General features: G+C 64.9%; 16 protein-coding genes. 12 read left to right on the forward strand and 4 right to left on the reverse strand.

Annotated elements, in window-relative coordinates; genetic code table 11:
- Positions 1 to 184: 184 nt before the first annotated feature.
- From AC1RRC_RS02980 to AC1RRC_RS02995, 4 genes are read left to right on the forward strand one after another with little or no spacing between them, the layout of a single operon-like run.
- Positions 185 to 2965, forward strand: a complete 2781-nt coding sequence (locus tag AC1RRC_RS02980; protein WP_493053759.1) for a glycosyl hydrolase — start codon at positions 185 to 187, stop codon at positions 2963 to 2965.
- Positions 2962 to 4452, forward strand: a complete 1491-nt coding sequence (locus tag AC1RRC_RS02985) for a glycoside hydrolase family 28 protein (RefSeq protein ID WP_493053760.1) — start codon at positions 2962 to 2964, stop codon at positions 4450 to 4452. The genes AC1RRC_RS02980 and AC1RRC_RS02985 overlap by 4 nt, the downstream gene beginning before the upstream one ends.
- Positions 4449 to 5714 (forward strand): glycoside hydrolase family 88/105 protein, encoded by a 1266-nt coding sequence (locus tag AC1RRC_RS02990; RefSeq protein ID WP_493053761.1) that lies wholly within the window; start codon positions 4449 to 4451, stop codon positions 5712 to 5714. The genes AC1RRC_RS02985 and AC1RRC_RS02990 overlap by 4 nt, the downstream gene beginning before the upstream one ends.
- Positions 5715 to 5761: 47 nt before the next feature.
- A complete protein-coding gene (locus AC1RRC_RS02995; protein ID WP_493053762.1) occupies positions 5762 to 6055 on the forward strand; it encodes an L-rhamnose mutarotase in 294 nt (97 codons plus the stop codon).
- Positions 6056 to 6070: 15 nt separating this feature from the next.
- Here the strand turns inward: AC1RRC_RS02995 and AC1RRC_RS03000 are convergent, their stop codons facing one another.
- Positions 6071 to 6949 (reverse strand): alpha/beta hydrolase, encoded by an 879-nt coding sequence (locus AC1RRC_RS03000; RefSeq protein ID WP_493053763.1) that lies wholly within the window; start codon positions 6947 to 6949, stop codon positions 6071 to 6073.
- 50 nt (positions 6950 to 6999) lie between these two features.
- Between AC1RRC_RS03000 and AC1RRC_RS03005 the strand changes: the two genes are divergently transcribed.
- Positions 7000 to 7677, forward strand: coding sequence for a 3-keto-disaccharide hydrolase (locus tag AC1RRC_RS03005; RefSeq protein WP_493053764.1), 678 nt, complete (start codon positions 7000 to 7002; stop codon positions 7675 to 7677).
- 101 nt (positions 7678 to 7778) lie between these two features.
- Here AC1RRC_RS03005 and AC1RRC_RS03010 read toward each other — a convergent pair whose 3' ends face one another.
- Complete coding sequence (locus AC1RRC_RS03010) at positions 7779 to 9125, reverse strand: TolB-like translocation protein (protein ID WP_493053765.1); 1347 nt, start codon at positions 9123 to 9125, stop codon at positions 7779 to 7781.
- A 128-nt stretch (positions 9126 to 9253) separates the two neighbouring features.
- Here AC1RRC_RS03010 and AC1RRC_RS03015 point away from each other — a divergent pair, with 128 nt between their 5' ends.
- The 6 genes from AC1RRC_RS03015 to AC1RRC_RS03040 all read left to right on the forward strand — a co-directional run bounded on the left by AC1RRC_RS03015 (position 9254) and on the right by AC1RRC_RS03040 (position 15056).
- The gene (locus AC1RRC_RS03015; protein WP_493053766.1) at positions 9254 to 10981 is read left to right on the forward strand and encodes a rhamnogalacturonan acetylesterase; all 1728 of its coding nucleotides are present in this window, start codon (positions 9254 to 9256) and stop codon (positions 10979 to 10981) included.
- Complete coding sequence (locus tag AC1RRC_RS03020) at positions 10933 to 11838, forward strand: DUF6250 domain-containing protein (RefSeq protein ID WP_493053767.1); 906 nt, start codon at positions 10933 to 10935, stop codon at positions 11836 to 11838. The genes AC1RRC_RS03015 and AC1RRC_RS03020 overlap by 49 nt, the downstream gene beginning before the upstream one ends.
- Positions 11839 to 11961: 123 nt before the next feature.
- A complete protein-coding gene (locus AC1RRC_RS03025; protein ID WP_493053768.1) occupies positions 11962 to 12450 on the forward strand; it encodes an Lrp/AsnC family transcriptional regulator in 489 nt (162 codons plus the stop codon).
- The gene (locus AC1RRC_RS03030) at positions 12447 to 13097 is read left to right on the forward strand and encodes a LysE family translocator (RefSeq protein WP_493053769.1); all 651 of its coding nucleotides are present in this window, start codon (positions 12447 to 12449) and stop codon (positions 13095 to 13097) included. The genes AC1RRC_RS03025 and AC1RRC_RS03030 overlap by 4 nt, the downstream gene beginning before the upstream one ends.
- A gap of 151 nt (positions 13098 to 13248) precedes the next feature.
- Positions 13249 to 13821 carry a helix-turn-helix domain-containing protein gene (locus AC1RRC_RS03035; protein WP_493053770.1) on the forward strand — a complete coding sequence of 191 codons (573 nt, stop codon included), beginning with the start codon at positions 13249 to 13251 and terminating at the stop codon, positions 13819 to 13821.
- 29 nt (positions 13822 to 13850) lie between these two features.
- On the forward strand, positions 13851 to 15056 hold the full coding sequence (locus tag AC1RRC_RS03040) for a GNAT family N-acetyltransferase (RefSeq protein WP_493053771.1): 1206 nt from the start codon (positions 13851 to 13853) through the stop codon (positions 15054 to 15056).
- Positions 15057 to 15084: 28 nt separating this feature from the next.
- Here the strand turns inward: AC1RRC_RS03040 and AC1RRC_RS03045 are convergent, their stop codons facing one another.
- Positions 15085 to 17928, reverse strand: a complete 2844-nt coding sequence (locus AC1RRC_RS03045; protein WP_493053772.1) for a M16 family metallopeptidase — start codon at positions 17926 to 17928, stop codon at positions 15085 to 15087.
- Between the two features lie 184 nt (positions 17929 to 18112).
- On the opposite strand from AC1RRC_RS03045, the gene AC1RRC_RS03050 reads away from it, so the two are divergent.
- On the forward strand, positions 18113 to 19813 hold the full coding sequence (locus AC1RRC_RS03050) for a DUF4214 domain-containing protein (protein WP_493053773.1): 1701 nt from the start codon (positions 18113 to 18115) through the stop codon (positions 19811 to 19813).
- A gap of 14 nt (positions 19814 to 19827) precedes the next feature.
- On the opposite strand, the gene AC1RRC_RS03055 is transcribed toward AC1RRC_RS03050, so the two are convergent.
- Entirely contained in the window at positions 19828 to 20820 is a 993-nt protein-coding gene (locus AC1RRC_RS03055; RefSeq protein ID WP_493053945.1) for a sensor domain-containing diguanylate cyclase, read from the reverse strand.
- Positions 20821 to 20880 lie beyond the last annotated feature (60 nt).

Consider the following 20880-nt stretch of genomic DNA (forward strand, 5'->3'; position numbering starts at 1 on the left):
CAATGTGTGCGGAACGGGTGCGCCCGTTTCCGCCGGGGCGGCGCATGGCGCTGGTTTGTGCATCGGATCCAGGCTGGCCATGCCGGATGCTGCTGCGCCATCCGGCGTGGAGGTTCGCGCCGCAGGCGGTCCGTCAAGCCGGTCTGCCGCAGGTGGCAAGGCTGGGTTTGGCCGCCCATCGCGGTTGCAGGCAATAGCGGCGGCCTGCGCCGCATTGCTGGTGTCGGGCGTATCGCTTGCCGCCGCTGCCGGCGCTGCGTCGGCAGCGGCGCCACGGCCCACGGCCAGCATTGGCGATGCCGCGACGATGCGCATGGCCGAGGTCGCGGCGCACCTGGCCGCGCCGCCGGACAGCGCGCGCGCCATGGTGCGCTGGTGGTGGTTCGGGCCGGCCGTGGTCAACAGCCAGCTGGAACGCGAAATGCGCGCCATGAAGGCGGGCGGCTATGGCGGCTTTGAAATCCAGCCGGTATATCCGATGGAACTCGACGATCCGGCGCGCGGCATCCGCAATGTGCCGTATCTCTCTCCTGAATTCCTGCGTTCGCTGACATTCGCCAATGACAAAGGGCGCGAACTTGGCTTGCGCGTGGACCTGACCCTCGGTTCCGGCTGGCCTTACGGCGGCCCGCACATTGATGCGCGGCATGCGGCCAGCCGCATGCGGATCGCAATGAGCACGGTGGCGCCGGGCGCGGCGTCGTATATGCTGCCTTCCGTGATGAGCGGCGAGGTACTGGTGGCCACGTTTATCGGTGACGGGTCGGTCAAGGAACATGATCCGGCAAAACTCACGCTGGCGGACAACCAGCCGGCGCCGATCGCGGGACGGGCCGTTGTCACGCCCGCCGCGCACGAGCGCGTTGCCGTGTTTTACATCGCCAGCCGCACCGGCCAGCAAGTCAAGCGCCCGGCATTGGGCGCGGAAGGCTTTGTGCTGGACCATATGGATGCCAACGCGGTCCAGCGCCACCTCGACACGGTGGCCGCGCCGCAAGTGCAGGCGTTTGGTAAGCAGCCGCCAACGGCCGTGTTTTCCGACAGCCTGGAAGTGTATGGCACCGACTGGACCGGCGACTTCCTCACGGAATTCCGCCGCCGCCGTGGCTATGATTTAAAACCGTACTTGCCACAAGTTTATAGTGGCCAGGGCCCCGATGCCCCGGCATTGCGTCGCGACTGGGCGCTGACGCAGACGGAACTGGTCAACGAACGTTTTCTCACCCCGATCAACGCCTGGGCGCGCGCGCACGGTACGCGCTTCCGTTCCCAGACCTATGGTGAACCGGCGGTATCGCTGTCGAGTACCCGGCTGGTGGATTTGCCGGAAGGCGAAGGCCCGCAGCACCGTACATTTTCGTTTACCCGGCTGGCGACGTCCGGCGGCCACCTGTTTGGCCGCAACGTGATTTCCGCCGAAACCTGGACCTGGCTGAATTCACCCGCATTCAACGCCACGCCGCTGGACATGAAGGCCGAGGCGGACCGCATGCTGCTGCAGGGTGTCAACCAGTTCATCGGCCATGGCTGGCCCTACACGCCGCCCGGCGCGCAGGAACCCGGCAATGCGTTTTACGCCGCCGCCGTGTTTAATGACCACCAGCCCTGGTGGAACGTGATGGCGGATGTGAACGGGTACTTACAGCGCATGAGTTACCTGTTGCGCCAGGGCCGGCCCGCCAATACGGTGGCGGTGCTGCTGCCCAACGACGACGTCTATGCCACATTGAATCCGGGCAAGGTGTCGCTGTCGGCGGAAATGCACCATCACGTGACGCCGGAACTCACCGCTCAAATCCTCGATGCCGGCCATAACCTTGATTACACCGATGCCGAAGCGGTGCTGGCGCAGGGCATTGCGCAACCTGTGCTGGTATTGCCGCACGTGACGCGGCTGGCGCCGGAAGTCATCGCAAAAGTCCAGGCTTATGCGCAGCGTGGCGGCAAAGTGATCGCGGTGGGTTCGCTGCCGTCCGCCGCGCCGGGATTCCGCGATGCGGCGGCCATTGGCGAACAGGTTCGTGCCGCGTCGAAGGCGCTGGCGGCTGCCGCCACCGTGCAAGTGGTGGCGGACGATGCCGCAGTGGGCGCGGCACTGTCGCGTGCCGCGCGTCCTGACTTGCTGGTGCGCGGACAAAACGGCGATGTCGGCTTTATCCGCCGCCAGCTCGACGACGCCGATCTTTATTTTATTGCCAACACGGGTAACCGCCCGGTGCGCACCTCGGCGGCCATTGGCAAGCAACGGGGTCATGCCGCGTGGGTCAATCCGCATGACGGCAAGGCCACGGCCATCGCTGTGGCCGATGGCCAGGAACTGGCGCTGGAACTGGCGCCTTACGAGTCGCGGGTGCTGGTGGTGTCCGACCGGCCGCTGCCCGCGGTGTGGCAGCCCGTGCGCGCCGGTGAATCCGCTGTGCTGGCACGGCTCGACAGCGGCTGGCAACTGGCGTTCCCCGGCCTGAAACAGCCGGCAAAACCGGTCGATGCGCTGCGTTCCTGGACCGACGATGACACTACCCGTTATTACTCGGGCATCGGCGTCTACAGCCGCGACGTGGAACTCGACGGCGCCGCCTTGGCCGGTAAGCGCATCGCGCTGGACTTTGGCCAGGGCACGCCTTTGGCGACCACGGCGAAAGTGCCAGCCGGAATGCGCGCCATGCTGGAAGGACCGGTGCGCGAAGCGGCGGTGGTCTACGTCAACGGCAAGCGCGCGGGTTCCGCCTGGTGCCCGCCTTACAAGGTCGATGTGACGGCGCTGCTGCGGCCGGGCCGCAACCGGATCGAAGTGCAAGTGGCCAACCTGGCGCTGAACGGGCTGGCGGGACAGGAACGGCCTGATTACCGGCTGTTGTGGGCCCGCTATGGCCAGCGCTTCGTGCCGCAAGATATCCAATTGATCGCACCGAAACCGTCCGGCATGCTCGGACCGGTGCAACTGGTGACGGAGAACAGGGAATGAGGAACCATCTGAATACTCAAGTGCGCGGGACAGGCGCGGCGCAATTGCCGGTATGGCTGGCATCGCTGGCGTTGCTGCTGGTGCTCGCTTGCACAACTGGCGGCGCCTTCGCGAAGGACTTTAACCCGGCCGCCTTTGGCGCAAAGGCCGATGGCGTCACGATGGACACGAAAGCCATCCAGTCCGCCATCGATGCGGCCGCACGGGCCGGGGAGGGTAACCGCGTGGTGCTGTCCGGCGGCACCTACCTGTCCGGGTCCGTGTTTGTGAAAAGCGGCGTGACCCTGATCATCGCGAAGGGTGCAACCTTGCTGGGTTCGCAGAATATCGCCGACTACCCGGTGATGCCGACGCGCATCGCGGGCATCGAAATGCGCTGGCCGGCGGCGCTGGTCAATATCACCGGCGAGAAGCATGCGGCGGTCGAAGGCGAAGGCACCATCGACGGCGACGGCAAGGTGTTCTGGGACAGTTACTGGACCTTGCGTAAAGCCTATGAGCCGCGCGGCTTGCGCTGGGCTTCCGACTACGATGCGCAACGCCCGCGGCTGGTGCAGGTGTTCAAGTCCTCGCACGCGAAGATCGGCGGCGGCCTGCTGTTGCGCCGCGCGGGATTCTGGACCGTGCATATCTGCTATTCCGAGGATGTGACGGTGGAAGATGTCACGATCCGCAATAACGAAGGCGGGCGCGGGCCGTCCACGGACGGCATCGACATCGATTCGTCGAAGCGGGTGCTGGTGCAGCGCGCCGATATCGCCGTCAATGACGATGCGCTGTGCCTGAAGGCCGGACGCGATTCCGATGGGCAGCGGGTGGCGCGTCCCACGGAAGACGTGGTGATCCGCGATTCCGTGATCCGCGACGCGGCGGCCGGCATCACGTTCGGCTCCGAGACCGCGGGCGGATTCCGCAATATCGAAGCCTATAACCTGAAGGTCATAGGCAATGTGCCGGTCGGTATCCTGTTCAAGTCGGCCCATACCCGGGGTGGCTTTGGCGAAAACCTGCGCATCCACGACATCACGATGACCGGCATCCCGGTGGTGATGCGTGTGACGATGAACTGGAACCCGAGCTACAGCTACGCGCAAATCCCGGCCGACGTCAAAGACGTGCCGCCGGTCTGGAAAGTGCTGGCCACCCCGGTGCCGCGCGACAAGGGCATGGCGCGCTTCAAGGATGTGAAAATCTGGAATATCCGCGCCACCGGCGCCACCACGGCGTTCGAAGTGGATGCCTACAAGGAAGCGCCGCTGGTACGTTTCAGTTTCAGCGGGCTCGATATCCAGGCCAGGCAGGGCGGGTACATCCACGATGCGCAAGACTGGCGTTTTCACGATGTGAAGCTGGTGCTGGAACAGCCGGTGGGCATCGAAGATGCGGCCGCTGTGCAGGGGTTGCCCGCCGACGCGGTGCGGGTGCGCCCCGCGCCGCCGAAAGCCGATCCACTGAAGAAAAGTTTTGAGGAGCAGGACAAGACATGAAGTTCCAACGACAGGGCCCGATGATCGCCATGCTGGCCGCCGTGGCCGCGGTTGCCAATCTGGCCGGATGCGCCGGCGCGCCGTTATCGGCGCCGTCCGCATGGCAGCCTCCCTACGCGTCGAACGCCTACCCGCTGCCGACACCGGCCATGCAGGCCATTGTCGACAAGGACACCAGCCGCCACTTCGGCGATGCCCCGGCCGATGGCGGTCCGATGGCCTTGGACCTGTCGCCGGCGCTGCAGCCGGCCGCGATCGACCGCGCGCTGCGCAAGGTGGCGGACTGGCAGCTGGCCCGCACGCAGCGGCATATCGACCGCATCTGGACCTCCGCTGTGCTGTTTACAGGGTTCATGGCCGCCAGCGAAGCCACCGGCGATGTGAAATACCGCAACGCCATGCTGGCCATGAGCAAAGGCTTTCATTGGGATTTGAAGGGTCCTTACCCAAACGCGGATGACATCAGCGTGGCGCAGACCTACCTGGAACTGTATGCGCTGGACCCGTCGCCCGACAAGCTGTTGCCGGTCAAGGCGCACCTGGACCAGTTGATTGGACTGAAAACACTGAACCCGCAGGATACCCGGGCGCCATGGTGGTGGTGCGATGCGCTGTTCATGGCGCCGCCGGTATGGGCGAAAATGTACCAGGCCACCGGCGAGCGCAAGTACCTCGATTATGTGCACGAGCAATGGCGCGTCACGTCCGATCTGCTGTACGACAAGGACGAGCATCTGTATGCGCGCGATACCAGCTATATCGGCAAGGCGGAGCCCAACGGCAAGAAGATTTTTTGGGCGCGCGGCGAAGGCTGGGTGCTGGGCGGGCTGGCCCGCACCATCGATTACATCCCCACGGACGACCCGCGCCGCCCTTTCTACCTCCGGCAATTGCGGGAAATGTCGGCAAAGATCGCCTCGCTGCAAAATCCGCAAGGCTTGTGGCACGCGGGCCTGCTCGATCCGGGCACCTATCCGCTGCCGGAAACGTCCGGATCCGCGCTGTTCGTGTATGGCATGGCCTATGGCGTGAACCGTGGCTACCTGGACGAAAAAACGTACCGGCCCGTGATTGAAAAAGCATGGGCCGGACTGTTGAAACACGTGTATGCGGACGGCCGCCTGGGCGGCATCCAGCAGACCGGGGCGGAACCGGCGTTTTACCGTCCCGCGTCGAGTTTTAACTATGGCGTGGGCGGCTTCCTGCTGGCGGCGGCGGAATTGAAAATCATGGCCGAAGGCCGGAAGGTGGCATTGAAATGAGTGAACAGATGAGTGAACATCGTCCAGACCTGGTGCGTGCGTTTCGCATGAAACTCAAACCCGGCCATGAAGCGGAGTATGAACGCCGCCATGACGAACTGTGGCCGGAACTGGCGCAGGCGCTGCGCGAAGCGGGCATTTACGATTATGCGATTTTCCTGGACCCGGACACCTTGCACCTGTTCGGGGTGCTGAAGCTGAAGGCGGACCACCGCATCGATGAGTTGCCCGGCCATCCGGTGATGCAGCGCTGGTGGGATTACATGGCGCCACTGATGGAAGTGGAGCCGGGCAACCGGCCGTGCCAGTGGCCGTTGAAGCCGGTATTCCACTTCGCGTGACCGGCCGCCGTGCCGCTACTTGCCCAGCAGGCCGCGCATGCGCAGCCATTCCTCGGCGCGCTTGGGCCAGGCCGATGTGGTGCCCAGCCCCTCGGTCATGCCGACGCCATGGCCTCCCTGCTCGAACACGTGCAATTCCGCCGGGACCCTGGCGCGCGTGAGCGCCTGGTAAAAGCCGATGCTGTTGTCCACCGGGACGGCGGCGTCGCCCTGGGTATGGAACAGCAGCGTGGGCGGCGTGGCGCTGGTGACCTGGGTTTCCAGCGACATGCGCTGGACCAGTTCCGGCGCCGGATGCGCGCCCAGCAGCGCCTTGCGCGATCCCGCATGGACTGCCGGACCCTGCATGGTGATGACCGGGTACAGCAGGATCATGAAGTCCGGGCGGGCGCTGATGGCGTCGAGCCTGGCGTCCGGTTCGGTGCCGGTGCGGCCGTCGGGATGGTCGAACAGCGTGCCGGCGCTGGCTGCCACGTGGCCGCCGGCCGAACTGCCGACCACGCCGATCCGCTGCGGGTCCAGTCCCAGCGCGGGTGCTTTCGAGCGCAGCAGCCGTACGGCGCGCAACACATCCTGCAATGGCGCCGGGTGGCCGAATTCAGCCAGGCGGTATTTCAATACAAAGCTGGTGATGCCCAGGCTGGCCAGCCATTCCGCATAGCGCAAGCCTTCCCGTTCCGCAGAGAGACGCACATATCCGCCGCCAGGACAGATAATGGCGGACGTGCCGTTGGCCTTGCCGGGCGGCGGCGCCACCATGGTCAGGGTGGGAATGGACACATTGGCAATGCGGCCATCTTGCAATTGTTCGGGGCCCAGCCAGGGTTTGGCGTTGGGCACACCGTCGGGCCACAGCGGTTCGGCCGTGCCGGCAGCGGCGGTTACAGGAATCATCGAGGCGGCAAGTAGTAAGGAAACCAGGCGTTTTTTCATAAGGGCAGACAATGGCAGGTTACAGGAAATCAGGCAAACAGGCTGTATTGGCGGAGGTATTGGCGGCGGTGCTGCTGGCCGGGGCGGGTTTGGGGACGGCGGCGGCGGGGCAGGCCGAAGCATTGTTCAACGGCCGTGACTTTCAGGGCTGGGACCTGTTGGCCGGCAAGGATATGCCGCCCGAGGGGGCATTCACCGTGCTGGCCGGCGGCGTGATCGCGTCGTCCGGACAGCCATCGGGCTTTCTTGCCACAACCGCCAGCTACCGCAATTACCGCTTGCACGTGGAATGGCGCTGGCCGGCCAAGCCCGGCAATGGCGGCATCCTGCTGCACATCTCGCCGGGACCGATGGACCGGGTGTGGCCGGTGAGCCTGCAAGTACAGACCAAGCATGGCAGCACCGGCGATGTGCTGCCGATGTCCAGCTACGCTTTTGCCGAACCGCCCACCAGCGCACCCGGTGCGCAGCCTGTGATCAAGGCCCATACGGCGCCCGACAGCGAACTGCCTGCCGGCGAATGGAACAGCGCGGATATCGTCAGCCGCGACGGCGTGGTGGAAGTGTCGATCAATGGCGTGCCGCAAAACCGGGTCAGCCACGGCAAGCCGGACCAGGGGCGGATCGGCTTCCAGCTGGAAGGCGCGCCGTACGAGTTGCGCAACGTCCAGCTGGAGCGCCTCGAGTAGGACCGGCCGCGCGGGTGAAACCAGCGCGGTTGCCGGCGCGGTCGCCGGCAATGCCCCTGGCGCGGATGCCCGCCTCGTCGGCCGGGACGCGCCGATGAGGCTCAGCGCCGTTTCAGCCATGCATCCGGCACGGGAACGATGGCGATGTTCATCGTGCGGCCATCTTCGGACAGCATTGCGGACTGGATCTCGATTTTGGTGCCGTCCGCGTTGAAGGTGGGGTGCGGGTGATCGGCCGCGGTGGTTTTGTGGCCGGTGGTCAGCAAGATCATTTCCCGCGTGCGGCGGTCGATCAGGTACAGGTTGCGGGAAAAATCGTCGCCCACGGCCCAGCGCCCGTCGCTGGAGCCATGCACGTGCCAGAAACCGCTGCCGGCCGGGATCTGTCCGGCAATGTCGACCTGGCGGGTGCGCAGGTTGACGATGGCAAGTCCGGTGGGCTTTTCGCGGGTTCCCGCATTGCCCCAAGCCGCGTCCTGGCCCGGATTCGCGCCTTCCACCGCGGTGGCGGGCGCGTCGACACTGGCGGCGCCACCGGGAATCGGGCGGTGGCCAAGAATTGCCATCGCCACTTCATCCTTCGAGATCACCGCTTCGTGCGTGACCCATTCATAGGGCGCTTCCGGATACAGCGGGCGCAATCCCGTGCCGTCGGCCTGCACGGTCCAGGTGCGCTGCGGCGACTTGCCGCCGGTTTCCCAGCAAAACACGATTTCTCCCGGCTGCCACAGGTTGGCCTGGATGTGGCCCACCTGAAATGGCACGGAAATCACGTGGCGGATCTCGCCGGTTTTCAGGTGCATGCGCGCGATACCGGCCGGGCCGGCGCCCATGTTGCGGGGGCCGAACGCCGGTTCGATCTTCGCGCCGGGCGCCATGTGGCGCGCCGCCTCGTCGCGGCCGGTGCGGAAATACACCCATTGCTCATCCGCGTCGAGCGCCATGTCGCCTCCCGCCTCGATGGCGGCCGGGGTAATGCCGGTGACGCGCTGGTACGCGGCGGCCTCTTTGAGCCTGCCGGCTTCGCTGTCCGCGAACAGCGTGTCCAGGTCCACTTCCACGATTTGCTGGCGTTTGGCTTCCCCATCCTTGCGCATGAAGTACAGTTTATTGGCCTTGCGCGCCAGGTTCAGCATGCCGGTATAGCCGCCTTCCGTGACTTGCACGATGTCGCCGGTTTCTTCGTTGACCGCCAGCGCTTCGCCCCCGGCCAGTTTGGAGCGGAACACCACCCATTTGCCGTCGGCCGTCCATTGCGGATGGGTGGGATAGATTTTTGAATCGCCATGCGGTTTGCTGGTCAGGAACGTCAGCATGGTGCCGGTAACCGGGTCTTTGACGACCTTGCGTTCAGAGGGGAAGCGCTTGCCGATTTGCGCCTGGGCCGCGCCGCAGGCGACGGCCAGCAAAAGGGGCAGTATGGCTGCCCGCATGGTAATGGATGGCATGGTGTCTCACGTCATTAGGGAGTCGGGAATTTGATTGTCGTGGCTTTCGGATGGGTAGTCTGCTCAAGACGCTGATTCTTTATTTTCGTGCCGCACCCTGTGAATTTTCGTGGCATAAAATGGCCGGCATGAAAGCACATACGACGATACTTTGCGCGCTGGCGTTTGCCACGGTCGCCGGTTGCGCCACGCCGGAACCGGCACAGCGGCAGGCCGCCGCGCTGCCGGCCGCCGTGAATACGGACCCCAGCGTCACGGCGCGCAACCTGCCGCTGCCGGAGCCGGCGAATCCCGCGCTGCCTTCGGTGATCCTGATTGGCGACTCCACCGTGCGCAATGGACGCGACGACGGCCAGGGCCAGGGCCCCGCGGGCCAATGGGGCTGGGGTCATCCGGTGGCAAGCTATTTCGATCAATCCAAAATCAATGTGGTCAACCGCGCGATCGGCGGCTTGAGCAGCCGCACTTACTTGACGGGCGGCCATTGGGAGCGCACGCTGGCCTTCGTCAAGGCGGGCGACGTCGTCATCATGCAGTTCGGCCACAACGATGCCAGCGCGGTCAACGACAACAGCCGCGCGCGCGGCACCATCGCCGGGACCGGGAACGAGGCGCAGGAAATCGACAACCTGCTGACCGGCAAGCACGAAACCGTGCACAGTTACGGCTGGTATTTGCGCCACTATATCGCGCAAATCCGCGCCCGTGGCGCGGTGCCGGTCATCTGTACGCCGGTACCGCGCAAGCGCTGGGATGCGCAGGGCCGGATCGCCCGCAGCGCCAACAGCTATCCCGCATGGGCGGCCCAGGTGGCGCGGGAGGAAAAAGTCGGCCTGATTGATTTGGCGGGCAATGTGGCGCGCCAGTACGACGCGCTGGGCCGTGACGCGGTGATGCGACTGTTCCCGCAAACCTCGCCCGATGAAAGCACCCATACCAACCTGGCCGGCGCGGAATTGAATGCGCGGGCGGCGGTGGCGGGTATCAAGGCGCTGCGCGTGCCCGCCCTGGTGGGCGCGTTGTCGGACAAGGCGGCCGATGTCACACCGGCCGATATCGCACCGTTTGAAGATGAGCGGCCAGTGGTGGATGCCGCTTCCGTGCCGCAGGACAAGCCACGCAATGCCGCCTTGCCATCGCTGTTTATCGTTGGCGATTCCACCGTGCGCAGCGGCGGCGCCAACGGGGCGGTGGGCTGGGGCGAACGGATCGCTCCCTATTTCGACACGGGGCGGGTCAATGTCGTCAACCACGCCATCGGCGGGCGCAGCAGCCGGACCTTTTATACGGAGGGACGCTGGAACAAGGTGCTGGCGCAACTGAAGGCGGGCGACGTGGTCCTGATCCAGTTCGGCCACAACGATGGAGGGCGCATCGGCGACCCGGCCATGAAAAACCGCGCGTCCGGCCCCGGCACCGGCCCGGACACCGTGGAAGACGCGAAACCGGACGGCAGCCGTGAACAGGTCCATACCTTTGGCTGGTACATGGCGCGCTATGTGGAAAGCGCCAGGGCCAAGGGGGCGCAAGTCGTGCTGCTGTCGCCGGTGCCGCACAAGGACCGCTGGCAGCAGGGCCGCGATTTCGAACAGTTTGCGCAGTGGGACGCCGAGGTGGCGCAAGCGGGCGGCGCGCGCTTTGCCGACCTGACCCTGGCCGTGGCCGACGGCTACCGTGGCATCGGCGCGCAACAGGTGGAGGGATTCTTTTCCGATGCGCGCACCCATACCAATGAGGCGGGCGCGCGGTTCAATGCGGAGCGCGTACTGGCGGTGCTGAAGGGCTTGCGGGACAACCCGGTGGCCGCGTGGCTGTCGGAACAGGGGCGGGCGGTGACGCCGGCCGCGCAGCGGTGACGGGCGCCGGTCTGTCCGGCGCGCGCCGTGGCGGTTGCACGATGGGCTGCCCCGCATTGCATGGCAACGGCAACGGCGGCGGCGCGCGGTGGCTGGTCCGGCTGATGGCGGCGGCGCTTGGTGCCGCGCCGCTGCCGGCAGCCGCCGCGCCCGGCTTACCGGCGGCGCCGGCAGCGACGGCAGCAACAACAGCAACAACACCGGCGGCGGACACCGGTGCCGGTCCCCACTGTGAACTGGCCGGCCGCCCGAAGACGTTGCTGTATGCGGACGACTTTAGCCGTGGAATGGCAAACTGGGTGGCGGAATTCCGCCCCGCGCAATCGGCCGTAAAGGCCGCTGGCGGCAAGCTGACGGTCGATGTGGCAGGTGGCGCCACGGTCTGGTTCAAGCCCGCGCTGGCCGGGGATTACCTGGTGCGCTACCGGCGCAAAGTGGTGGTTGATGGCGGCCGCAATGACCGGCTGTCGGACTTGAACCAGTTCTGGATGGCGCAGGATCCGGCGGGCTCCGACCTGTACACGCGCGACGGCACGTTTGAACAGTATGACAGTTTGCGGCTGTATTACGCCGGGATCGGCGGCAACAGCAATACCACGACGCGCTTGCGGCGCTATGGCGGCAATGGCGAACGCGTGCTGCTGGGCGATCTGAGCGATGCGGGCCATCTGCTGCAGGCCAACCGGGATTATCTGGTGGAAGTGGCGGTGTACCGTGGCTGCACCCAGGTCGCGCTCGATGGCGAAGTCTTGTTTTCCTACCGCGATCCGCAACCGCTGCGTACGGGGCATTTTGGTTTTCGCACCACGCAATCGCGGCAGGAAATCCGTGACTTCCAGGTCTTTCGGCTCGACTGATGGCCGATTGCATGGCGGAAGAATGCCGCCAAACATATCATGAAGCCGTAAATATGACTGCTGTATGACACGATTGCGATAAAAATTCTTGCATTCAGCCTTTGGGTGCGGCATATTTATCGCATGGATACTCATGACCTGCAAATCTTACAGCTGATCCAGTCCGATAACCGGCGCGCCGCCGCCGAGATCGGGCAGGAAATCGGCTTGTCCGTCTCCGCCGTCAGCGACCGCCTGCGGCGCCTCAACGCGTCCGGCGTGATTGCCGCCAACCGCGCCGCCATCGATCCGGCGCGGGTCGGCATGACCGCGTGCGCCTTCATCTTTGTCGACCTTGAGCCGCGCGCCGATGAGGTGGGGTTTGCCGCCGCGCTGCGCGGCTTCCCCGAAGTGCAGGAAGCGCACCACATCACCGGGCCCCATTCGTGGCTGGTCAAGGTGCGCACCCGCGACACCGCCGCGCTGCAAGTATTCCTGACCCGGCACCTGAAACAGGTGCCGGGTGTGCTGCGCACGGAAACCATCATCGCGCTCGATACCGCGAAGGAAACGTCGGAACTGGCATTGTCCGTGCCGCCTGCGGCTGCGGTGGCGGAAGGAGGGCAGCCATGAGTGAAGCCGCGATGACTTTGGCGCGCGGCGCGCTGGTGGGATTTGCCATCGCGGCGCCGGTCGGGCCGGTCGGCCTGCTGTGCATCCGCCGCACCTTTGCGCACGGCCCGTCCACCGGGCTGGCCACGGGATTGGGCGCGGCGGCGGCGGACGCGATGTATGGCTTGATTGCCGCCCTCGGCGTCGGCGCGCTGGCGTCGCTGCTATTGGAGCATGCCTCGACGTTGCGCATCGTGGGCGGGGTGCTGATGGCGCTGCTCGGTGTGGGGTCGCTGCGGCGTGCGCGCCTGCCGGCTGGCGCAACGCCTGCCGCCGCGCAGGCGCCGACGCCTTCGGGCTTGCTGGGCGCTTTCGGCACCACCTTTGCGCTGACGGCCTCCAGCCCGATGACGATCCTGTCGTTCGCCGGCCTGCTGGCCGCGCTGGCGCCGCCGGACGGCAGCCTGGCCGGCGGCTTGCTGCTGGTGGTGGGCGTGTTTACCGGGTCGATCGCCTGGTGGTTGATCCTGGTGGGCGGCGTGTCCGCCAGCCGCAAGGCGATTCCGCCAAACGCGATCCGCTGGATCGAAGCGGTTTCCGGCGTGGCGCTGCTGGCGTTCGCGGGCTGGTCGTTGGCGACCGGGCTCACTGGCGGGACCGCGGCATGATGTGAGCGCAGGTTGCCGGCGGCCGGCACTGGTTGCGCGAGGCGCTGTTCCCGGGCGCGGCGGCGCCGGGTCGCACCCGGCCTGCGGCCATGACCGTTGACCGTTGTAATGACTTGACGGTGGTTCCAGTATGCTGGATACTGATTCCACTATGACAGAAAAATCCATCCATGACCGCATTGCCCGCCGGGTGCGCGACTTGCGCGCCGCGCGCGGGATGTCGCTCGAAGCGCTGGCCACGCAGTGCGGCGTCAGCCGCTCGATGCTGTCGCTGATCGAGCGGGGCGAGAGCAGTCCCACCGCCGTGGTACTGGAAAAGCTGGCGGGCGGCCTCGGGGTCTCGCTGGCGTCGTTGTTCGATCCCCCTGAACCGGCGGCCGGTCCCGTGTCGCGTTTTGCCAGCCAGGTCGCGTGGCGCGATCCGCATTCCGGCTATGTGCGGCGCAATGTCTCGCCGGCCATTGCGGGCAGCCCGGCGCAAATCGTCGATGTCACCTTTCCGCCCCATGCGCGGGTCACCTATGAATCCGGTCCGCGTCCGTCGCTGGTGCACCAGTTTGTCTGGATGCTGGAGGGGACCATGGAAATCACCCACGGCGACGAACTTCACACCCTGCACGCGGGCGATTGCCTGGCCATGGGGCTGGACCGCCCCAACAGTTTCCACAATCCGGCCGATACGCCAGCGCGCTATGCGGTTGTCCTTACCACCGATCACCATTAACCACCATTAACCACCAAGCGGGACCTGCCATGCCAGACCACATCACTGTACGCCGCCTGTTTTCCATCACGGACCCGGAGTTGCAAGGGTTGTCGGAAGTCCTCTGCGATTGCGTGGAAGGCGGCGCCTCCGTCAGTTTCATGCAACCGTTTTCACTTGAGCAGTCGCTGCAATTCTGGCGCGGCGTGGGCGCGTCGGTGGCGCGCGGTGAACGCGCGCTGCTGGTGGCGGAGCGCGCGGGCCGCATCGTCGGCACAGTCCAGGTGGTGCTGGGCCAGCCGGACAACCAGCCGCACCGGGGGGATGTGTCGAAGATGCTGGTGGCGCGCGGCGCGCGCCGCCATGGGGTGGGCGCATTGCTGATGGAAGCGGCGGAAGCCACGGCGCGCGCCAGCGGGAAGACGTTGCTCGTGCTCGATACCGCCAGCGCCGAGGCGGAGCGCCTGTACGAGCGCATGGGCTGGACCCGGCTCGGCGTGATTCCCGGATACGCGCTGCTGCCGGACGGCGGCTTGTGCGACACCACGTATTACTACCGTCTCTTGCCGCCGTCGGATTCGGTGCTGGACAACCCGGTCTGGCACGCGCTGATTTCCGCGCAGCGCGGCATGGCGCAAGTACACGGCCTGGCCGCGCGCTTCCGCGCCGATATTTCACCGCTGGCGGGCTTGCGCGAACCGACCCGCCAGGCGCTGGAAGATTTGCGCGCGCTGGCAACGCCGGGCGAGGAGTTGTGGCTGCTGTCCGATGCCCCGTTGGCGCTGCCGCCATGCTGGCGCGAAGTGCGGGCGCGCTACATTGACCAGATGGTCAGTGGCGATACGGCACTCCGGCCCCGGCCCGCGTCCGGTTTCGTGGAACTGGGCGACGCCGACGTGGTGGACATGGCGGCGCTGGTGGAATTGACGAAGCCGGGACCGTTCGAAGCGCACACGCGCGAGATGGGCGCCTACCTGGGCGTGCGCGACCCGGACGGCAAGCTGGTGGCGATGTCCGGCCAGCGCATGAACTTGACCGGTTACCGGGAAATCAGCGCGGTATGCAGCCACCCGGATGCGCGCGGGCGGGGCTTGACGGCGCCGCTGATGGAGGAATTGATGGCGCGGATCGTGGCGGAAGGGAAGACGCCGTTCCTGCACGTGAAGACAGAGAACGGCGGTGCCAAGGCGGTGTACCGGAAGCTGGGATTTACCGTGCGCAGGGCGATTTACTTTTCCATCATCGCCGCGGTGTAAACCGCCCCACGCACCGGATGCCGCGGGTTTATTCGGCGAACACCTGGGCCGCCGGCGTGATTTTCACCGCCTCCGGCTTGATGTTCAGCTTCATGGCGCCGATCACCGCGTCTTCATCGAGCACTGCTTTCGGCTTGTTGCCGTCGTACTTGATTGGCGACGGCGCATCGGTCACCAGCTTTTCCTTGAGGCCCGCCGCGTCCCTGGTGATCATCACCACCGACAGGTTTTGCGCCGACAAATGCTTGCGCATGGCCGCGTTGACGTTGTCCACCGTCAGTTTCGACAGGGCGTCGCGCATCAGCTTCGTGAATTCCGGCGTGCCGTACCACTGCGAATCGAGCGCATAGCCCAGTTGCTGGTCCTGGGTCGACGTCATGACGAACACGTTTTTCATCAGGTAGCCACGGGTGGTCTCAAACTGGTCCTTCGTCATGCCGCCCTTGATGGCTTTATCGAGTTCCGACAGGGCGATGCGCAGCGCGAAGTGGGCGTTTTCCGGCGCCACGGGACGCACCCAGACTTCGAACAGCTGTGCTTTGCGGCCCAGGTTCGGATTCGGGAAGAACTGGAACATCCCGCGCGGGAACGCTTCGATATAGGCATAGTCGCCGTAGTTCATGCCGCGCACTTCGCGGATGCGCTGGTACAGCAGGGCGCTGGAAGCGCGGTGTTCGCCGAGCCAGGTCTTGACCATCCACAGCGCGGCGAAGTCCGGATGGGAACGCGTGACGGACAGTGGCAAGCCAAACGAAATCGCCGTGGCGCGCGTGTTTTTCTCGACGATTTCCACTTCCAGCCCGTTTGGCTGGCGGCCTTGCGGCGCGGTGGTGGCGGGCATGCCCGCGCCTTGCGGCAGTTTGGCCAGCGCCTGTTTCAGCGACGCCACCATGTCGTCGGACACGTCGCCGGAAATCCCGACTTTCACCGCGCCTTGCGCATAGGCGCTGGCATAGAACTGACGCACATCGGCCAGGGTGATTGAATCGAGTCCCTTGGTCGTGCCCAGCACCGGATGGCCATACGGCGTGCCGGCAAAGACATTGACTTGCAGGCGTTCCTTGCCCAGTTCTTCCTCGTTGTTGTCTTTGAGGTCGGTTTGCAGGGCGTTGCGCTGCGCATCTTTCAGGCGGCGGAAGTCTTCTTCGCGGAAGCCGGGCGACAGCAGCATCGGCAGCGCGATATCGTTGAACGCCTTCCAGTTGTCCTTGTGGATCGTACCGGTAAACGTCGTCATTTCCTTGTCGGTCTGCTCCGTGAAGCTGCCGGCCATCGGGAAGAACGCCTTGGCGATTTCATCGATCTTGCGGTCCGTGGATCCGGCCGACGCCACCATGGCGGCGGTCAGTGCCGCGAGGCCTTCCTTGCCGGCCGGGTCATGGGCCGAACCGGCCGAGAACAGCAGCTTGTAGCGGATTTGCGGCAAGGCCGACTTTTGCACGGTCACGGCAACGTTGGCGACGCCGGTCTGCGGTTCCAGGTTCGCCAGCTTCGGCAGCGTGTCGATGCCAGGCGGCAGCGCCGCATGCGCCAGGGTGCTGACCACCATGCCGTCATCGGTCAGGAATTTGCGGGCGGCGGCCTGCAGGTCGGCCGGCGTCAGTGAATCGATGACGCGGTAGTAGTTATTGATGGTGCCGTACGAGCGGTTGAAGTGGACGTACGACGCCAGTGTGCCGGCGATCTGCTCGGTGTTATCGAGCGAGCGCACCGCGCCATATTTGAGGGCCGACTTGGCTTCCGCCAGCGCCTTGTCGCTGACCGCTTCCGAGCGCAGTTTGGCCACGGTTTGCAGGATCTGGTCGCGCACATAAACCGCATCCTCGGCTTTCTTGACACGGGCGCCAATGAAAGCCAGGGTCGGGTCGACGCGGTTCGGCGTGTTGTCGAACAACTGATCGACTTTTTGCTCATCCTGCACCAGGCGCTTGAACAGCGGCGAGGTGCGGCCGAACGACAGCGACAGCGCCAGCGACAGGGCGGCCTGTTCGCGGGTCTTGTCGGAAAACGCCGGGGCGTGGAAGGCCACCATCACCATCGGCAACGTTGGCGTGGCCCAGGGCACGTGGCGGTAGATCGCGCCCTTGCCGGTGCGCGCCGGTTCCGCCGGCACCTCGGATTTATACGTGCCGCGCTGCCATTTGCTCCAGTATTTTTCCACCATGGCGATGGCTTTTTGCGGTTCGACGTCGCCGGCCACGATGATGGTGGTGCGTTCCGGGCGGTACCAGCGGTCAAAGAAGACTTTCGAATAGGCATACTGGTTCGGCATGTCTTCGATGTCTTTCAGGAAGCCCATCGTGGTGTGCTTGTACGTGTGCTTGTCGTACGCGGCTTCGCGCATGACTTCGAACAGCTTGGAAATCGGGTTGGCGCTGTTCTTGTTGTATTCGCCCAGCACGGCGCGCGATTCGGTCTTGAACACGTCTTCGCTGTACGACAGGTGCTGGAAGCGGTCGGCTTCGACTTTCAGCACGGTCTCCAGGTCTTCCTTGGCGAACGTGGTGTAGTAATTCGTCAAGTCATCGCTGGTATACGCGTTCTGGCGCGCGCCGGCGCGGGTGATGATGTCCTGGTATTTTTCCGGCGGATAGTCCGGGGTGCCACGGAACATCATGTGTTCGAAGAAGTGCGCAAAGCCGGACTTGCCGGCCTCGATTTCATTGCGCGACCCGGTTTGCACGGGGATTTGCACCGACACGATGTTCGGGAAACCGGTCGGCACGACGATGATTTTTAGGCCGTTGGCCAGGGTTTTTTCCGTGGCCTTGAATGGCAGCAGGTCGGTGCTGGCGGATGGCGCGGCCAGTGCGGCGGGCGCGGCAATGGCAAGCATGAAACAAGGTGCGAGGGACTGGGTCAGTCTGGACACGTGTGCTCCTTTTTATATAATTTTTGGTTAATAAATAGCGCCGGATACCATTGGATAGCGGCATGGCGGAATAGCGGAATGGCAAGCCGGCCGCAAGGTTACCATTGTTCACACGGTGCGCCTATCGTCGCGGCGATACCCCGTGCTACCATGGCGCTGTCCAACCACCCTCCGTGACAGTGCAATGAGCTTAGCATCCGGTATCAACGCGATCGATTCCCTTGTGTACAGCAGCTGGACCGGCCAGGCAGGCATGCCGGCCACGGTGACGTACCAGTTCCTGACAACGCCGCCCAATGGCGCCGACGCCGGCGACCGCAATGGCTTCAAGCCGATGACCGCCGCGCAGCAGCAGGCTTCGCGCGATGCGTTCGCGGCGTGGGCGGCGGTGGCCAATGTCACCTTTGTCGAAGTGTCATCCGACGCGAACATCCGCCTCGGCACCAATTACCAGGGCGATACCAGCAGCGGTTATTCGTACCTGCCGGAGCCGGGTATCAGCCAGGTCGAGCTGTACCTGAACAATAGCGGCAGCTATAACTCGGATTACACGCCCGGCACCTTCGGTCCGTCCGTGCTATTGCATGAAGTCGGCCATACCCTGGGCCTCAAGCATCCGGGCGACTACAATTCGACCGGTGACGCGATTGACGGGCCATTCCTGCCGACCGCCACGGATAACCTCGATTACACCCAGATGTCGTACCGCCAGTCGGTGACCAACCGCGGCAAGTATCCCGTCACGCCCATGCTGTATGACATCCAGGCGGTCCAGTATTTATATGGCGCCAACCTGTCGTACCGGACCGGTGACGATGTGTATAAATTTACCAATACCCAGGCGTCGCAGTGCATCTGGGATGCGGGCGGCTACAACACGTTTGATTTTTCCGATTGCACCGGCTTTACCACCATTGATTTGCGCGCGGGCGCCTTCAGCAGCACGCGGTTGGCGATCGGCAATGTCTCGATCGCCTACAACGTCACGATCAAAGGCGTGGTGACGGGCGGCGGCGGTTCCACCGTGCGTCTTAACGACGCGGGCGACACGGTCATGGGCGGCAACGGCGCGGACCTGGTGTTTGTCGGCGCCGGCAACGATACCGTCAACGGCGGCGAAGGCGCCGACACCGCGTCGTTTACCGGCGCCTATGCCGGCTACACGGTGGTGCGCTCCGGCGACACGGTGCTCGTCACCGGGCAGGGGCTCGATACGCTGACCGGCGTTGAAACACTGCAATTTGCCGACCGCACCATCAGTGTCGCGGACATCGTGCAGGCAATGGGCGGCGGTACCGCCGGCAACGACCGCTTCGTGGCGCAAACCGGCAGTGAAAGCTTTGATGGCGCGGCCGGTCTCGATACCGTGGTGTATGGCGGCGCCCGCGCCACGTATACGGTCAAGCAGGGCGCGGCCCTGCAGGTGACCGACGGTTCCGGCACCGACACCCTGGTGTCGATCGAGCGCGTGCTGTTTGCCGATGGCGGCCTGGCGTTCGATACCGCCGGGATCGCGGCGCAGGCGTACCGGCTGTACCGCGCGGCCTTCAACCGCACGCCGGACGACGGCGGCCTTGGTTACTGGCTGGCGCAGATGGACAAGGGCGTGGCGCTGCGCGACGTGGCGCGCAGCTTTATTGCCAGCAATGAGTTCAAAGGCCTGTATGGCGCCAGTCCCACCAACGCCGCATTCGTCGATTTGTTGTACCAAAACATCTTGCACCGCGCGCCCGACAATGCCGGCGCCGCCTACTGGGTCGGCGTGCTCGATGGCGGCCAGCCGCGTGAAGATACGCTGGCCTTCTTCTCTGAAGGAAATGAAAACAGTGGCGCGGTGGCGGCGCTGATCGCCAATGGCATCAGCTATACGCCATGGCTGTCCTGAGCGGGGCAATCCGGCTAGGATTGCGCCAGCTTTTTTTCAGTCCAGTCCCACGCTTCCGTCAGGCTGATGCGGTTGCGCCCCATGTGTTTGGCGCGGTACAGCGCCGCGTCGGCGGTCGCGATCAACTGGCTGATTTCATTGTGGGACGCCGGTAAGGCCGTGGCGGCGCCGATGCTGACCGTCACGTGGGATTCCATGTTCGGTAATTGCAGCTGTTCGACCCGGCAGCGTATCCGCTCGGCCACGATGGCGGCGCCCTTGAGCGCCTGGTTGGGCAGGATCACGGCAAATTCCTCACCGCCATAGCGCGCCACCAGGTCATTGGCGCGCATTTCACTGGCCACCGCGGACGCAATGCGCTGCAGGCATTCGTCGCCGCCCAGGTGGCCGTAGGCATCGTTATATTGTTTGAAATTATCGACATCGACCATCAGCAGCGACAGCGGCTGTTGCTGGCGCAGGGCGCGCTGCCATTCCGCCTGCAGGGTTTGGTCGAAACAGCGCCGGTTGGCCAGGCCGGTCAGGCCATCGCGGGTGGCCAGCTGCTCGAGCGTCAGTTGCGCCTGCTTTTCATCGGTCATGTCGCGCAAGGTTTCTATCACGGCCACCAGCTTGCCGTCGGCGCCCCGGATCGGGCTGGCATCGGCGGCCAGATAGCGGCGCAGGCCAAGGCGCGGCATATCGCACCAGTTTTGCGCGGTGAGCCCGCTGCCGTCCGCGCTGCGGCGCACATGCTGGTCATACAATTGCGGGACGTCGAATTCACGCGCCTGCAGCACCAGGTCGGCCAGGGTGGGGCGGGGCAGCGAGTAAAAGCAGCGCCAGTGTTGGTCGGTGCCCAGCACACTGGCGGCGGGCACGCCGGTCAGGCGCTCGCAGGCGCGGTTCCAGATCAGCACATGCCCGCTGGCGTCGAGCACAAACGTGGGAATGGCCAGCAATTCCATCAATTGCAGCGCCAGTCCCTGGTGCGCTTGGCTGGTCGGATCGGCCGGAGGCAGGTGCATCACATTCTGTTCCTGTGGCATGGCGTTCCTTTAGTTGAGTGATAGCTGTGAGCACTGGAA

It is taken from the genome of Pseudoduganella sp. GW821-FHT12E03, from assembly GCF_058807115.1.

Excerpts from the sequence above, each read along its gene's own strand:
- AC1RRC_RS03005 (WP_493053764.1), top strand. The coding sequence starts at position 7,000 with ATGGCAGGTTACAGGAAATCAGGCAAACAGGCTGTATTGGCGGAGGTA.
- AC1RRC_RS03030 (WP_493053769.1), top strand. The coding sequence starts at position 12,447 with ATGAGTGAAGCCGCGATGACTTTGGCGCGCGGCGCGCTGGTGGGATTT.
- AC1RRC_RS02995 (WP_493053762.1), top strand. The coding sequence starts at position 5,762 with ATGAAACTCAAACCCGGCCATGAAGCGGAGTATGAACGCCGCCATGAC.
- AC1RRC_RS02990 (WP_493053761.1), top strand. The coding sequence starts at position 4,449 with ATGAAGTTCCAACGACAGGGCCCGATGATCGCCATGCTGGCCGCCGTG.
- AC1RRC_RS03035 (WP_493053770.1), top strand. The coding sequence starts at position 13,249 with ATGACAGAAAAATCCATCCATGACCGCATTGCCCGCCGGGTGCGCGAC.
- AC1RRC_RS03040 (WP_493053771.1), top strand. The coding sequence starts at position 13,851 with ATGCCAGACCACATCACTGTACGCCGCCTGTTTTCCATCACGGACCCG.
- AC1RRC_RS03055 (WP_493053945.1), bottom strand. The coding sequence starts at position 20,820 with ATGCACCTGCCTCCGGCCGATCCGACCAGCCAAGCGCACCAGGGACTG.
- AC1RRC_RS03050 (WP_493053773.1), top strand. The coding sequence starts at position 18,113 with ATGAGCTTAGCATCCGGTATCAACGCGATCGATTCCCTTGTGTACAGC.
- AC1RRC_RS03025 (WP_493053768.1), top strand. The coding sequence starts at position 11,962 with ATGGATACTCATGACCTGCAAATCTTACAGCTGATCCAGTCCGATAAC.
- AC1RRC_RS03015 (WP_493053766.1), top strand. The coding sequence starts at position 9,254 with ATGAAAGCACATACGACGATACTTTGCGCGCTGGCGTTTGCCACGGTC.
- AC1RRC_RS02985 (WP_493053760.1), top strand. The coding sequence starts at position 2,962 with ATGAGGAACCATCTGAATACTCAAGTGCGCGGGACAGGCGCGGCGCAA.
- AC1RRC_RS03000 (WP_493053763.1), bottom strand. The coding sequence starts at position 6,949 with ATGATTCCTGTAACCGCCGCTGCCGGCACGGCCGAACCGCTGTGGCCC.
- AC1RRC_RS03010 (WP_493053765.1), bottom strand. The coding sequence starts at position 9,125 with ATGCCATCCATTACCATGCGGGCAGCCATACTGCCCCTTTTGCTGGCC.